Below are 13,658 nucleotides of genomic sequence, written 5' to 3'. Positions count from 1 at the left end.
ATCGGGGGCGCCGCTGCTACATGGGCCCCATGGCGACGCTCATTGACACCATCGGCGGGGACCGGCCCCGCCACCCGGAAAAGCAGAAGCGCGAAGATTCACCGGTCCTGCGCAAGCCCGAATGGATTCGGGTGAAGGCGCCCGTCTCGAAAGGCTATTCGGCGACGCGCGAGATCGTGCGCTCGAAGAACCTCCATACGGTGTGCGAGGAGGCGGCGTGCCCAAATATCGGCGAGTGCTGGGATAAAAAGCACGCGACCATGATGATCATGGGCGACACCTGCACCCGCGCCTGCGCCTTCTGCAATGTGAAGACCGGGATGCCTCAGCCGCTCGACATAAACGAGCCGGGCAATGTCGCCGACGCTGTCGCCGAGATGGGGCTCAATCATGTGGTCATCACGTCGGTCGACCGCGACGATCTTGAAGACGGCGGCGCCGATCATTTCGCGAAAGTCGTGAAAGCCATTCGAGCCCGCGCGCCGGGAACGACCATCGAGATCCTGACGCCGGACTTCTTGCGCAAACAGGGCGCGGCGGAAATCGTCATTGATTCCAAACCCGACGTCTTCAACCACAATCTCGAAACTGTGCCGCGCCTCTATCTCTCGATCCGCCCGGGCGCGCGCTATTATCACTCCATGCGTCTCCTTGAGAAAGTCAAAGAGCGCGATCCGACGATGTTCACGAAATCGGGCATCATGGTCGGCCTTGGCGAGACCCGCGAGGAAGTGATGCAGGTGATGGACGACATGCGTTCCGCCGGCGTCGATTTCATCACCATTGGACAGTATCTGCAGCCGACGAGGAAGCACGCCGCCATCGACCGTTTCGTCCATCCGGATGAGTTCAAGTCCTATGAAACCCTGGCCCGCGCCAAAGGCTTTCTCATGGTCTCGTCATCGCCGCTGACGCGCTCCTCCCATCACGCCGGCGAAGACTTCGCCCGGCTCCAGGCGGCGCGCGCCGCCAAGGGCGCTTAAGCCGCCAAGGGCGCTTAACAGGTCGGGCAGGCGCGCCGGCATTGCGATTTCAGCAATCCCTGCACATTGCCGCACATCGCCAGAACGTCCTGATCCTCGATGCGGTCGCCGGTCTGGGCGTCGTTTTCCTGCCGCTGGTCGTTGTTCTGGGTCATCGTGTTTTTGTTGTTCACAATGACCGACGGCTTGTGTTTGCCTTTGCCTTTGGCATGACGGCGCCCGTCATTGTCGATCCGACGCAGATCCTCCGCGAGATCGGAAAAGCGGCGTTCCGCGTCTTTGCGATCGCTTGCCGCCATGTAACATCTCGCCTCGTCGTAACGCTGCACTTCGAGACAGTGCATGTGCGTTTTGCAGCGCTGGACCACGGCGTTGTAGGCGGCATTGATTTCCGCGCGGAAAGCATCGAGAGGCGCTGCCGATGCATCGGGATTCGCCCGGCCGGCGGCGATCGCTGTCTGCACGGCGGAAAGATAATTCTGTTTTTCCGGCGCGTACTGCGCTTCGCAGGTTTCAGCGGCGATGGTGCGGCGCGCATCGACGGCGCCCGCCGGGACGATTGTTTCATTGCGCACGGTGATGTCGTCGACTGCAACCTTATGAGTGCAGGCCTGCGTTAAAGCGGCGAGTACGGCGAGTGCGATAATGCTTATTTTCATAGATGCCCCCTTGAAGACGCCCGCGTTGAACGGCTGGTGTCGCGGGCTTTGAAAAAAGAAAAGGTCCTCAGCCGTCGAGTTCGATTTGGAAGTCCAGGGAACCGATGCAGCAGGGCGCCGCGAAGATTCCGGCGCGCCAGCCGGCCCAATAGGCGGCAGCCACCACGATCAACGTGACGGCGACGGTTACGGCGATCGTGACTAGCGGATTGGATTTTTTCTGTCTCGGCGTAGAGTCATCGCGAATATTGAAAATCGCGATGTCCTGATAGCGTCTTTGCTCGGTAAAACTCACCTTCTCCCCTCCTGATCAAGTATAGAACAAATCAAAAACCTTGATACACGCAAAAGTTGTATGGAGTCGAGTCTTTCACGCGCGCTCTGGAAAAGTGGGCCGCCTGTGCGCCTTGCCGCATAGGCAGGGCGCGGCTAAGAGACAGGCGAGCCGCGCCAGGCTCGCCGGAACGTCTCTATGTCCTTGAAATTATACGATCTTGCGCTCGCCGATCCGGACCTCCGGCCGAGCCCGTTCTGCTGGATGGTGAAATTCGCGCTCCTTCATAAGGAGCTCGAGTTTGAGACAATTCCCGTGGGTTTCGCGGATAAATCACAATATCCCGACCCCGAATACGGCCGCGTGCCGGTGATTGTCGACGGCGGCGAGACGGTGAAGGACAGCGCCGCCATCGCCGCGTGGCTCGACAGAAAATATCCGGACAATCCGCTGGCGGCGACGGACGGGGAGGCCGCCGCCGCGGAATTTTACAGGGCCTGGGTGTTCGCGTCTTTCTTTCCGGCGATTGCGCCGATGCTTGTTGCGCGCATTCACGCTCTCGCAGCGGAGGAAGACAAATCCTATTTCCGGAAGTCGCGTGAAGAGCGGTTCGGCAAAACCATTGAAGAACTCGCAGCGACAACGGGCCAAAAGGAAAAGGTCGAAGCGTCTTTGCAAGTTCTATCGGCGCCGCTGGGCCGGTATCGTTTCCTCGGCGGCCACAAGCCAAATCTTTGCGACTACACGGTAATGGGCTCGTTCATGTGGCCGCGCCTGTCAGCGGCGGAAGATTTATATGAGGCGCCGCAACCGGTCGCCGCGTGGATGGAGCGCATGCTCGACCTCTTTGACGGCTACGCGCGAAAGGCGAAGCGCCCCTCGTGACCGCCCGGCATACGCAGACAGAAGTTCCCTATACGGCCGATCAGATGTTTGCGCTGGTCGCCGATGTGGAGAAATATCCGGAGTTCCTTCCCTGGTGCGCCGCGCTGCGGGTTATCGAACGCAGCGAAAACGCGCTCACGGCGGACATGGTCGTCGCCTACAGCGTCTTTCGTGAACACTTCCGAACCCGGGTGACCATGGACCGCGTCAATAAAAGCATTGACGTCGCCTATGTGAACGGACCGTTTCGCAATCTCGAAAACCGCTGGCGCTTTACTGACAAGGCGGAAGGCGGTTCCGTGATCGACTTTGAGATTGAATTTGAATTCAAGAACTTCCTGCTTCAGGCGACTGCCCAGGCAGTCTTCGACAAGGCCTTTGCGCGCATGTCGGAGGCGTTCGTGAAGCGGGCGGAGGATGTTTACGGGTAGAAGAGGCGCCAGCGTTGCTTAAGAGCGACAGTTGTTTCCGTATACGGAATTCATTCCGGTGTTTTATCCCCAATTGCGCGTTATGTGCGCCTTTGTCATTAAAGAGAGAAAAATATTGCATCGCACTGTAACAGAGCGACGCTAACAGCCCCGTGTCAGTCTGGTGGGGTCGTCATGAATTACAGAATCTCTTTGCTTGCTTCCGCTGCGTTTTTTGCTGCCGCGCTTCCAGTTTCTGCGCAAGGCGTGGAGGAAAATGCTCAGGTCGATGAAATCATCGTGCAGGGCTCGAAACTCTCGCGCAAGCGTGCGATCGATGAAAAACGCAACGCCGACGGCGTTGTCGATGCGCTGGGGGTCGATGAACTTGGCCAGTTGCCGGATAAAAACGTTGGCGAATCGCTGAACCGGCTGCCGGGCGTCTCCATGCTCGTCGAGAAAGGCGAGGGCCGTTTCGTTCAGATCCGCGGCATCAATCCGTCGCTCAACAACGTCACCATTAACGGCGTGCAGCTTGGTTCGCCGGAGCAGGAAGGCGGCGGGCGCCTCGCCCCCCTCGACATCATTTCCGGCGGCGTTCTCGGCGGCGTGCAGGTGATCAAGACGCCGACGCCCGACATGGATGCGCAAGGCATCGGCGGCACGGTGAACGTCGATACGACAATGCCTTTCGACCGCGACGACGATTTTTACGGCTACGCCACGGGCCGCTACGGCATTGAACAGATCAAGCCGGAAGACGAGGCTTTTGGCGGGCATAACCCTTATGCGCTTGACGGCATGATCTCCGGCAAGTTCGCCGACGGGACCATCGGCTGGCTCCTCGGCGCCACCTGGTCCGACCGCGAATATATCTCGACGGGTATTTATCAGGACGACTGGACGACAGAGTCCGGCGTCGCCCTGCCGGTCAACGTCAAGAATAACTATTATGTCATCGGACGCGAGCGCCTTAACATCAACGGCGCGCTGGAGTTTCGTCCTGATGACAGCTCCAAATATTTCGTCCGCGGCTTCTACGCGACCTGGGACGAGTTCCAGCACCGCAACCGCTACGAACAAAATCTTGAAGCGGATACCGTTACTCCTGCTGACGACACTACCGGCGTTTCCGGTCCGAATCGCATCGCGGCGAACATCCGCAACGAGATCGCCGACAAGACGCTGTTCTCCATCGCCGTTGGGGCTGAGAAAACCTTCAACGACGTGACGCTGAGCGTCCTCGGCCAGCGCAACGACAACACGCTGGAAGAGCCGAACGACTATTGGGAATGGCGCTCGCCGGCGATTTTCGGGCCGAATTCCTATGTTCTGGGCAACGACGGCGTCGTCACCATTACGCCCGACGCCGGCACGCCCGACCGTCAGGACGCCGATCTCCTCGATCTTCGTCGCGTGCGCTTTTTCGACCGGCAGATGGATGAAATCACCTATATCGGCAAGCTCGATCTGCAATGGGACATGGATAGCGAAACCATGTTCAAGGCCGGCGCTAAAATCACCGATACGGACCGAGAGCTTGATCAAAGCCAGCAGCGTTTCAATCCGGGCGATCTCGATCTGACGCTCGGCACGTCGCCAATGTTCACAAACGGCGCTTTCACCAATGACGTCAACGGAACCGGCGTTCCGAATATCTGGATGGATATCGACGGCATGAACGCCTTCTTCGCCGATGCGGCGAATGCAGGCTATTTCGTATCCGATCCGGATGATGATTTCGTCTCCAACAACGCCGCGGACTATACGGTGCGCGAGCGCGTGCTAGCCGGCTATGTCATGGGCAAGAAAACCTTAGGCATGCTGGAGCTCATTGGCGGGGCCCGCGTTGAGTGGACCGACGTCAAGAGCACGGGCAATGTTCTGGACGCCGGGGTCGCGACCGAGATCGAAGACGGCGGCGATTATTTCTTTGTCAGCCCCTCGGCTATTGCGAAATTAACGCCGACGGACAATCTGATTTTCCGCGCGGCCGTTACGCGGTCTCTCGGCCGTCCGGATTTCGACGTCATCGCCCCGCGCGCGACCGTCAGCGACGATGGCGACCCGATCGCGTCGATCAATGTGGGCAATCCCGACCTGAAGCCGCGCAAATCCTGGAACTTCGATCTTTCCGCCGAATGGTATCCGACGGAGTTTTCGGTCCTCTCCGTGGGTCTCTTCTACAAGGACATCTCCGACGAGTTGTTTGGCGACACCATCACCCTGCGCGACCAGGCGGCGATGGACGCGGCCCTCGCCGAGCGCGGCCTGACCGGTGTCGTGGATACGTCGGCGCTTACTGGCCTCGACATCAACACGACCATCAACGCGTCGTCTGCGACGCTGAAAGGCATTGAACTTCTGGGTCAGACCCAGTTCACCTTCCTGCCGTCGCCGCTCGACGGGTTCGGCGCGTCGGCGTCGGCGACGTTCCTTGACGGTGAAAACCAGCTGCCGACGGGAGAAGTGACGCCCTTGGTGGGCCAGCCGGAAAGCACTTACGCGTTCACGGTTTTCTATCAGAAGGGTCCGCTCGACGCGACGGTAAGCTATTCCTACAACAACAGCTATCTCACCGACTTCAACAACGATCCCGACCTGCTGCTCGATCAGGGCGCGTTCGGCCGCTGGGATGCGCGCGTTTCCTATGAGGTTTTCAACAACGTCAAAGTCTTCGCGGAAGGCGTGAACCTCAACAACGAACCGACCTCGGAATTCCAGGGCGGGCGCGACAACTGGAATACGGAATATGAATATGTGGGCCGGACGATCTATTTCGGCGTCAGCGTCGGTTTTGGCGGTTAGGTGCGTGGGGTGCGTCGCGAAAGCCGCCGCTGTCTTGATGACAGCGGCGGCTTTCGCCGCAAGCGCATGGGCGCAGGATGGTCTGACCGCTGAGACCGCCCGGCGCATCGCCGCGCCTGAAGCCGATCAAGGGGCGGCGCTCAGCCGAACGCATATTTACGCCGTCGATAATTCGCTTATTGCGAAATACGATCTGAAGACCGGCGAAAAGACCGGCGCCTATGAAGATGAGGAACGCCTGTTGCGGCACATGAACAGCTGTCTCGTCATCGACGAGAAACTCATGTGCGCCAACTCAAACTATTCGCAATTGCCCATGGGCTCATCCGTGGAGATTTTCGATCCGGAGAGCCTTGCGCATCTTGCATCGCATAGCCTTGGCCTCATGGATGAGGGCTCCCTCGTCTGGTTCGACCGTGTCGAAGGCGGCTGGCTGGTGGGATTCGCCCATTATGACGGCGAACGCGGGACCGGTTTCAAGGATCACACTTACGCTTCGGTCATCACCATGGACGATCAATGGCGGCGCACCGGCGGCTGGCTCTTTCCCGATGCGGTGATGGAACGAATGGCGCCCCACGCCGCCTCCGGCGGCGCCATCGGTCCGGACGGGCTTTTATATGTCTTGGGCCATGACCGCCCGGAGATGTATGTGTTTGCAAAACCCGAACGCGGTCCGGTGCTTCAGCATGTGACGACCATCGCCGTCGAGGCGGAGGGGCAGGCTTTTTCGTTCGCCGTTGATGGGTCGCGCCGCATCGCCGCCGTCGACCGTTATGGTGGCGCCTTGTTGCTGATCGATCTGCCGGAAGTCGATGTTTCGGGTTTGAAAGCGGCGCAGTTTTTCCGCAACCGGTGACGTCGTCTTGGCGCCAGAAGCGCAGGGATGCGCTAACCCTACTCCATTTCCGGCAGGCGGAATGAAACGACTTTCCCGCGCGGCCGGCTGATCGCCCAAACACGGCGCGGTTCTTTCGGATCGAACGCAAAGGCCTGTCCTTCGGCCGGGACGGCGATCGTCGCCACATGGCGCATTTCCGATCCCATTTCCGGAAACTCGAGAACGTACATTTCCGGCAGGTCGTGGCCCATCACATAGAGCCGCCCATCATCGTCCATCGCGCCGCCTGACGCCGCCTGCGGCGCCATTTTTTCGAGAATGGAGGGCGGCAGGACATAGCCGCCCGTCTTGCGCCATTCCATGTCGAAAGTGACGATGGTCGCATAGGTGTGGTCCTTATAAGGAAGACCTGTCTCGTCATCGTAATGCGCGAAGCCAGCGATCCAGCCATCCTCGTAATGGTCGAACCAGACGAAAGAGCCTTCGTCGAGCATGCCGAGGCTCTTATTGTCTAAGTGAGTCATGGTCTTCGTATCGAAGATCTCGATTGAACTCGTCATCGGCAGGCCAGGATGGTTGGAATGGGCGCAGAAGAGTTTGCCTGTCTCGGCATAACAGCTGTTGAGATGCCGGATCGGTCCTCCGCGATCCCCGATCCAGCGCGAAACGAGTTCGCCTGATTTGCGGTCGTATTTGCCGATGACATAATTGGCGACGGCGTAGAAATATTTTTCGTCTGCGGCTGCGCCTTGCGTCGCGTCAGGGGCGTCCCAGGCGCCGAGTTCTTCGGCGGTTCCTGTTTTGATCGCAGGCGGAACATAGTCCTTGATGCCCATGGCGGCCCAGGCCGCGCGGCGCGCCGCGCGGCGTTCGTCAATCGTCTGACCGGTTTCAGTCTGAGCGAGCGCGGCGGCGCTAAGGCTGAGGGCGGATAGCAACAAGGCGGCGGTCTTTTTCATGGCGTGTCCTAGAAAAACGGGCGCTCTTCGGCGTTGAAGAGCGCCCCTGCAAGGCAAGGCGTTAGAACGAGGCGTTGAAGCCGAGCCAGAAGGTGCGGCCGAAACGCGCGTCTTCCTGAAGAAACTGCGCGCCGGGGCCGGTCAGTTCGGTGCGGCCTTCGTCCGTCACATTCACCGCCTCAGCCACGATTGAGAAATTATCATTAAGATTCACGCGCGCCTGAAGGTCCAGCTGTCCGCGTTCGTCCCAATATTCGGCCTGATCGGGATTATTGGCGTTGAGCAAGTCAAGAAACTCGCCGGTAAAGTTGTAAGAGCCGCGGACCTCAAAATACTCGGTCTGATAAAACAGCGTGAAATTGTAGGTGAGATCAGGCTGTTGAAGCAGGGTCGTCGAGCGTGTCGTTCCATCGCTGAGCGGCACGACGAAGTCCGTATCGAGCCAGGTCACATTCGCGCCGACGCCGAGCCCGTTCCAGGGAGCCGGCAAGAACGAAAGAACCTGCTGATATTGCGCTTCAAGGCCGAGGATTTCAGCTTTGGCGGCGTTCTCCGGCTGGGTGACCCGGTCATAGACCACGCCGTCGACGGTGAGATTTGCATCCGTGGTGGTCAGAACGAAAATCTCGTCTGAAATGTCCTTGTAGAAAACGCCGGCGGCGATAATGCCGTCGGGAATATACCACTCAAGAGACGCGTCGAGGTTAGTGGATTTACGCGGGTCGAGGTCCGGATTCGACCGCGACAGCGTCAGGTCTGTCCCGTCCGTGCCCGGTGTGAAGCCGCGCGTCAGATCGGAGATATTCGGCCGGCCGATGGTCCGCGAGGCGGCCAGGCGCAGCACAAAATCATCGGCGAGATTGAAGCGCGCGACGGCGCTCGGCAAGAAGTTCGTATAGTCGCCTGACACCTGATCGCCGGCGACCGGACCGCCGTCCCAGGAGGTGTGCTCGACGCGCACGCCGCCGGTGAGGGAGCCCATATCGCCGAATTCAAGCGTGCCCTGGACATAGCCTGCATACACCTGCTCCGACGCAGACGAAGCCGAGACCGAGGTTGCGGTGTTTGTGAACGGGTTCGCCGCATAGAAATCATTGGCGCCGTCGCTGTCGATGCGAAACAGGAATTTGTAATTGCCCTGGTAATCCACGTCGGCAAGCTTGGTGTCCGGCACATCGGCGAGAGTATAGGCGCCGTCGGAGACATAGCGGTTGAACACAAAGCCTTCATCCTTGGTGCGGTCGCGATAAACGCCGCCGGCTTTGATCTTGATGGTGTCGAAGTCGAACTCCCCGTTTACAGCGGCTTCGAAAACTTCATCGTCAGCGTATCGGTCGAGCTCGCCGCGATTAGTGTGTGCGTAGCTTGCGGGATTGTAGAACCCTTCCGGATCGAGTGGATAGGCGCGGGGGAAAAAGTCCGTCGTGTCATAGACGGCGCCGAAAGTGGCGTCTGTCTGGAAAGCTTCCGTCGATTCCGGATTGTGCAGTTTTGCGCCGGAATAGGTAAAGCGCGCATCGAATGTCGCGACATCCGTCGGCCGCCAGGTCGCATCGGCCTGCGCGTTGTAGATTTTTCGGTCGAGAATGAAGCGGCCGATTCCGACAAAGCCGTAACCGGTCTGGGTCACGCCGGATGTCGGGGTTTGATCCGTAATCATACTGGGCTGAGACGAGGCGCCGCTCGTTCCCAGTTCATAAGTGAACTCGTCGCGGCGTTCATCGTCGTTGAATTGGGTGTAAAGCCCGGAGATGGAGAGCTCGAACTGTTCGGAGGGCTGCCATTCCAGTTTGCCCGAGCCGCCGATGCGCTGGCGGGTGTTGTTGTAGAAGAAGATGCGGTTATTGGTGGGAACAACGATGCCGTTGCCGTTGCCGAGGCCCACATTGTTTCCGGCGTCGTCGAATTCCGTGTAGTCGGCGTCGTCCACCTCGACTTGCGGGATTTCGAAGTTGCGCACGGAATAATCGAACCCGATGACGACGCCGAATTGCTCGTCAGGGCCGAAGCGCGTGCCGGTGGCGAAATTGGCGCGCCATGGCTGGACTTTCTCGCCGTCGCTCAGGGTCGAACCGTCGCCAGATTGCTCATGAAATCCCACGAAGGCTGAGCCGTAGAAGAACGGGTCTTCCTGGTCGAAGGCGCTGCGGGTGACGACATTGATCGTGCCGCCAATGGCGTTGCCGTCGAGCTCCGGCGTCACCGATTTCACGACTTCGAGACGCCCTAACAGGGAGGCGGGAATGACATCGAGCGGCACCGCGCGGGCCGAACCGCCGCGCTCCGGCGAAGAAACGATGCCTCCGTCAATGGTCGTGCGGTTATAAGTAGGGTTGAGGCCGCGAATGATCGGGAAACGCGCTTCCGCCTGATCGTTCTGGACCGCGACGCCGGTAATGCGGCGGATGACGGCGGCGGTGTTGAGGTCCGGCAGACGGCCGATGTCGTCCTGCACGGTGGCGTCCATGATATTGGTTGAGTTTCGCTTCGCGTCGACAGCGCGTTTCAGGGAAAGCGCTTCGCCGTAAACGACGATCTCGTCAGCCGGTTCTTCTCCCTCGTCTTGGGCCGCCGCCGGCATCGCGGCGAAGCACCCAAGCGCTGCTGCGCAACAGGCCTTCAAAAGTCTGGACTGAAATTTCGGGCGAGCGAAAGCGGCGCGCGTGCGCGTGTTCATGGACATGTCTGGAGACCCCTCAACAGAATTTAACATGCGTTGCGCAATGCAACATTGAGAGGGTCAACCACAAACGTGCTTCAGTTTGTTGTCGGTTTTTTGTCGGTAATGTTGCAAAAGCGAACTGAGTGCGAAAGCGAAAGACTTAAAAGGACGTGTAAAGAATAATATGAGAGGCGCAAAGTTGCGAACAACCGCTTGTTATGCATTGAAAAAGCATAAAAGGCATATGACGCCCTCTTCGCTCCTGCGCCTTTTTGGCGGTGATTTAACAAATTTGTGAGCGTGTCGAGTTTTTTGCGCTTGCCTGCTGCGCGAAGGGCAGGCCGAAGAAAGATGAACCTAGCCGAGCGCCGTCAGCATCAGATGCAGTGCGGTTTCGGTCGCTTTGGTGCGGACGAAATCGCGGGAGCCGTCGGCGAAGACCCGGCGCTCAGCCCGGATGACGCCGTTGCGGTCGGCGAGGCCGAACCAGACGAGCCCCACGGGTTTCCTCGCCGTGCCGCCCGAGGGCCCTGCGATGCCGGTGACGGAGACGGCGACATCGGCGCGGGAGTTAAGAAGCGCGCCTTTCGCCATGGCGCGCGCGACGGCGCCGCTGACCGCGCCGCGTTTTGCAATGACCTCCGCCGGGACGCCGAGCATCTCGGTCTTCGCTTCATTCGTATAGGTGACGAAACCGCGTTCGACGACGGCGGAGGCGCCGGGCACGTCGGTCAGCGCCGCGGTGATCATGCCGCCGGTGCAGGATTCCGCCGACGCAACCATCATGCCTTCGGCGCCGGCCTTATCGATGATCGCCTGCGCCAGGGACCAGATGCGGTGGGTCTGGGTCACAGTTGCATCTCCTCTCAATTACACAAAAAACTCATGATGCTTAGACGGGCCATGATGCATGTTAGTTGCCGGAGTGACTAAACTGGAATGCTATTGCCAAACTGCCTGCAATCAGAATGCTCAGTATAAAACCGTATAGAAGGGTTGTTCCCCCGAGTTTGAAGAATCCCTCTCTTTTTTCCTTTGAATTAAGGGCTGGGATCAACAACAAGCCAACGGAGACAAAGAGAAGCAGAACTGACGTTATTGAAAGAAACCGAAACATTGACGGGCCTAGCTGGCTTCGGAATGCTTCAACCGAAGCAAAAAGGACAATCGCAGCACACAAAATTAGCATTCTAATTTTCTGCATTGCGATTTTCGCTTTCAAAATTTCCGGTCATTTCAAATGCGTGCGGCTGATCTCGTCGGCGAGGCCGGCCTCGCGCATGACGCGCAGCGCCTGGTTGAAATCGTCATCGGGCACGAGAATGCGCCGGGGCAGGGCGCCGATGGAGCCGTCCATGATGCTCGCATGCTGGTCGGCGAGGAGATAGTCGATCTCCGCCTGGCTCATCAGGTTCTCGACATAATTGATGAGCGCCGGATCGTTGGTGCGGAGAAGTTCTTTCATGGTGTTCCTGTCATTGAAGGCCGAGACGGCTTTTGGAGTAAACGAGGTTTTCGAAGCCGAGTTCGATCAGCAAATCCCGGGCGCGCGCTGCGTCGTCCCGCGCTACGAAGAGTTTGGGCCGGCCGATGGGGACATAGCGGTTGTCCGAGACGTGGTAGAAAATGTCCTCCGCCTGCAAGGCGCTTTCAACAAAACTGACCGAACCGGCGTCGCCATATTCGAAAGACATGATCTCCACCAGGCTCATGCCTTACTCCGAAACGGGGAGGGCGACGGTCGCTGTCGCCATGGCGGCGATGCCTTCGCGTCGACCCGTAAAGCCGAGCTCTTCCGTCGTCGTCGCTTTCACGGAAACGCGCCGCTCGTCGATGTCGAGAATGAGCGCGAGATTGGCGCGCATGCGGTCGCGATGCGGGCCTATTTTCGGCGCTTCGCAGATCAGCGTCACATCGCAATGGACGATCTTGCCTTTCTGGCGGCGCACGAGATCGCGCGCTTTTTCCAGAAACACATGGCTCGGCGCGCCTTTCCATTTCGGGTCCGAGGGCGGGAAGTGATCGCCAATGTCGCCTTCGCCGATGGCGCCGAGGATCGCGTCGGTGAGGGCGTGCATCCCCACATCGGCGTCGGAATGGCCTTTCAGTTTTTTCCCGTGCGGAATTTCGACGCCGCAGAGGATGACGGCGTTTCCGTCCTCGAAGGCGTGCACGTCGAAACCGTGGCCGGTGCGGTATTCCATCTGATTGTCTTTCCGGCCGAGCAGCGTTTCGGCCATGCCGAAATCCTCGGCCTGGGTCAGTTTCATGTTGTCGGGCGAGCCGGGAACGAGCGCAACAGACAAGCCTGCAGCCTCTGCGACGGCCGCGTCGTCGGTGAGCGTCTTGCCCTCGGCCTCGCGATGGGCGGCGAGAATCTTGTCGAAGTGAAAGCCCTGCGGCGTCTGCGCCCGCCACAGCGCTTCGCGCGGCACCGTCGCAGCGATTTTCCGGTCGGCGCCTTCGCGCTTGATGGTGTCGTGGACGGGAAGGGCGGCGATGGCGCCGTCCGCCGTGTCGAGGGCGTTGATGACGCGGGTGATGGTCTTCTCGTCGATGAAGGGCCGCGCCGCGTCATGGATGAGCACGCGGGATGGATGGTTTTCGGCGATGCTTTCGAGTCCAAGCCGCACAGAGTCCTGACGCTCGGCGCCGCCGGTGACCGGATCGAGCAACTTTTTGTGTTTCAGGAGCTGCCCCATGGCGGCGTCATATTCGGCCCGGTCGTCGCGGTGGATGATGACCCTGACGCCATCGATGTCCGGATGACCCAGAAACGCTTCCGCCGTTCGCGCAATCACCGCGCGCCCGGAGAGCAGGCGATATTGCTTCGGCCCGCCAGCGCCAGCGCGGCTGCCGCGCCCGGCGGCGACGATGACGGCTATGGTGTTCAGCTTTGACATTATTCGGGAGCTCCTTTCCTCCCCCATTTATGGGGGGTCATTTGGGGCCCAATCCCAAATGACGGCCCGAAGGGCCGGAGGGGGCTGGGATGTTTGTTATGAACCTCCACCCCCTCCGTCGTCTCGGATTGGCATCCGATCCGACACCTCCCCCGCAGGCGGGGGAGGAGAAGCGGCGGTTAATGCTTAGGTCTAGCGCGAACACTTTTAACGACACCCAGATAGTATGTTTGTAACCTCTTGCTTTAACGGGTAAACAGTCGCCACGCCAACA

At 59.4% G+C, this 13,658-nt stretch carries 13 protein-coding genes; 5 read left to right on the top strand and 8 right to left on the bottom strand.

Going from position 1 to position 13,658, the window contains the following annotated elements:
- Nucleotides 1-29: 29 nt before the first annotated feature.
- The gene (gene lipA, locus ACQY5P_RS04530) at nucleotides 30-983 is read left to right on the top strand and encodes a lipoyl synthase (protein WP_428409658.1); all 954 of its coding nucleotides are present in this window, start codon (nucleotides 30-32) and stop codon (nucleotides 981-983) included.
- Between the two features lie 14 nt (nucleotides 984-997).
- On the opposite strand, the gene ACQY5P_RS04525 is transcribed toward lipA, so the two are convergent.
- Together ACQY5P_RS04525 and ACQY5P_RS04520 are read right to left on the bottom strand one after the other, a co-directional pair.
- Nucleotides 998-1,642, bottom strand: a complete 645-nt coding sequence (locus ACQY5P_RS04525) for a hypothetical protein (protein ID WP_428409657.1) — start codon at nucleotides 1,640-1,642, stop codon at nucleotides 998-1,000.
- Between the two features lie 67 nt (nucleotides 1,643-1,709).
- Nucleotides 1,710-1,937, bottom strand: a complete 228-nt coding sequence (locus ACQY5P_RS04520) for a hypothetical protein (protein ID WP_428409656.1) — start codon at nucleotides 1,935-1,937, stop codon at nucleotides 1,710-1,712.
- 177 nt (nucleotides 1,938-2,114) lie between these two features.
- Here ACQY5P_RS04520 and ACQY5P_RS04515 point away from each other — a divergent pair, with 177 nt between their 5' ends.
- The 4 genes from ACQY5P_RS04515 to ACQY5P_RS04500 all read left to right on the top strand — a co-directional run bounded on the left by ACQY5P_RS04515 (nucleotide 2,115) and on the right by ACQY5P_RS04500 (nucleotide 6,878).
- On the top strand, nucleotides 2,115-2,801 hold the full coding sequence (locus ACQY5P_RS04515; RefSeq protein ID WP_428409655.1) for a glutathione S-transferase N-terminal domain-containing protein: 687 nt from the start codon (nucleotides 2,115-2,117) through the stop codon (nucleotides 2,799-2,801).
- On the top strand, nucleotides 2,798-3,232 hold the full coding sequence (locus tag ACQY5P_RS04510) for a type II toxin-antitoxin system RatA family toxin (protein WP_428409654.1): 435 nt from the start codon (nucleotides 2,798-2,800) through the stop codon (nucleotides 3,230-3,232). Before ACQY5P_RS04515 ends, ACQY5P_RS04510 begins: the two co-directional genes overlap by 4 nt.
- A 174-nt stretch (nucleotides 3,233-3,406) precedes the next feature.
- Complete coding sequence (locus tag ACQY5P_RS04505; RefSeq protein ID WP_428409653.1) at nucleotides 3,407-6,019, top strand: TonB-dependent receptor; 2,613 nt, start codon at nucleotides 3,407-3,409, stop codon at nucleotides 6,017-6,019.
- Between the two features lie 37 nt (nucleotides 6,020-6,056).
- A complete protein-coding gene (locus ACQY5P_RS04500) occupies nucleotides 6,057-6,878 on the top strand; it encodes a hypothetical protein (RefSeq protein ID WP_428409652.1) in 822 nt (273 codons plus the stop codon).
- Between the two features lie 38 nt (nucleotides 6,879-6,916).
- On the opposite strand, the gene ACQY5P_RS04495 is transcribed toward ACQY5P_RS04500, so the two are convergent.
- The 6 genes from ACQY5P_RS04495 to ACQY5P_RS04470 form a co-directional block, all read right to left on the bottom strand.
- Nucleotides 6,917-7,819: a hypothetical protein gene (locus ACQY5P_RS04495; protein WP_428409651.1), complete on the bottom strand. Its 903-nt coding sequence runs from the start codon at nucleotides 7,817-7,819 to the stop codon at nucleotides 6,917-6,919.
- 61 nt (nucleotides 7,820-7,880) lie between these two features.
- Nucleotides 7,881-10,502: a TonB-dependent receptor gene (locus ACQY5P_RS04490; RefSeq protein WP_428409650.1), complete on the bottom strand. Its 2,622-nt coding sequence runs from the start codon at nucleotides 10,500-10,502 to the stop codon at nucleotides 7,881-7,883.
- A gap of 336 nt (nucleotides 10,503-10,838) precedes the next feature.
- Nucleotides 10,839-11,333: a CinA family protein gene (locus ACQY5P_RS04485; RefSeq protein ID WP_428409649.1), complete on the bottom strand. Its 495-nt coding sequence runs from the start codon at nucleotides 11,331-11,333 to the stop codon at nucleotides 10,839-10,841.
- A 379-nt stretch (nucleotides 11,334-11,712) separates the two neighbouring features.
- Nucleotides 11,713-11,946: a DUF2007 domain-containing protein gene (locus ACQY5P_RS04480; RefSeq protein ID WP_428409648.1), complete on the bottom strand. Its 234-nt coding sequence runs from the start codon at nucleotides 11,944-11,946 to the stop codon at nucleotides 11,713-11,715.
- A gap of 10 nt (nucleotides 11,947-11,956) precedes the next feature.
- Nucleotides 11,957-12,193: a hypothetical protein gene (locus ACQY5P_RS04475; protein WP_428409647.1), complete on the bottom strand. Its 237-nt coding sequence runs from the start codon at nucleotides 12,191-12,193 to the stop codon at nucleotides 11,957-11,959.
- A gap of 3 nt (nucleotides 12,194-12,196) precedes the next feature.
- Complete coding sequence (locus tag ACQY5P_RS04470) at nucleotides 12,197-13,384, bottom strand: bifunctional 2-C-methyl-D-erythritol 4-phosphate cytidylyltransferase/2-C-methyl-D-erythritol 2,4-cyclodiphosphate synthase (RefSeq protein ID WP_428409646.1); 1,188 nt, start codon at nucleotides 13,382-13,384, stop codon at nucleotides 12,197-12,199.
- Between the last annotated feature and the right edge of the window lie 274 nt (nucleotides 13,385-13,658).

Origin of the sequence: Hyphococcus sp. (assembly GCF_965267305.1) — a bacterium.
Classification (GTDB): Bacteria; Pseudomonadota; Alphaproteobacteria; order Caulobacterales; family Parvularculaceae; genus Hyphococcus.
This window is presented reverse-complemented; position numbering and strand designations above follow the sequence as displayed.

Bases quoted from the DNA above. Each gene is read 5' to 3' on its own strand.
- ACQY5P_RS04490 (WP_428409650.1), bottom strand. From the start codon at position 10,502: ATGTCCATGAACACGCGCACGCGCGCCGCTTTCGCTCGCCCGAAATTT.
- ACQY5P_RS04505 (WP_428409653.1), top strand. From the start codon at position 3,407: ATGAATTACAGAATCTCTTTGCTTGCTTCCGCTGCGTTTTTTGCTGCC.
- ACQY5P_RS04470 (WP_428409646.1), bottom strand. From the start codon at position 13,384: ATGTCAAAGCTGAACACCATAGCCGTCATCGTCGCCGCCGGGCGCGGC.
- ACQY5P_RS04515 (WP_428409655.1), top strand. From the start codon at position 2,115: ATGTCCTTGAAATTATACGATCTTGCGCTCGCCGATCCGGACCTCCGG.
- ACQY5P_RS04495 (WP_428409651.1), bottom strand. From the start codon at position 7,819: ATGAAAAAGACCGCCGCCTTGTTGCTATCCGCCCTCAGCCTTAGCGCC.
- ACQY5P_RS04500 (WP_428409652.1), top strand. From the start codon at position 6,057: ATGACAGCGGCGGCTTTCGCCGCAAGCGCATGGGCGCAGGATGGTCTG.
- ACQY5P_RS04480 (WP_428409648.1), bottom strand. From the start codon at position 11,946: ATGAAAGAACTTCTCCGCACCAACGATCCGGCGCTCATCAATTATGTC.
- ACQY5P_RS04525 (WP_428409657.1), bottom strand. From the start codon at position 1,642: ATGAAAATAAGCATTATCGCACTCGCCGTACTCGCCGCTTTAACGCAG.
- ACQY5P_RS04475 (WP_428409647.1), bottom strand. From the start codon at position 12,193: ATGAGCCTGGTGGAGATCATGTCTTTCGAATATGGCGACGCCGGTTCG.
- lipA (WP_428409658.1), top strand. From the start codon at position 30: ATGGCGACGCTCATTGACACCATCGGCGGGGACCGGCCCCGCCACCCG.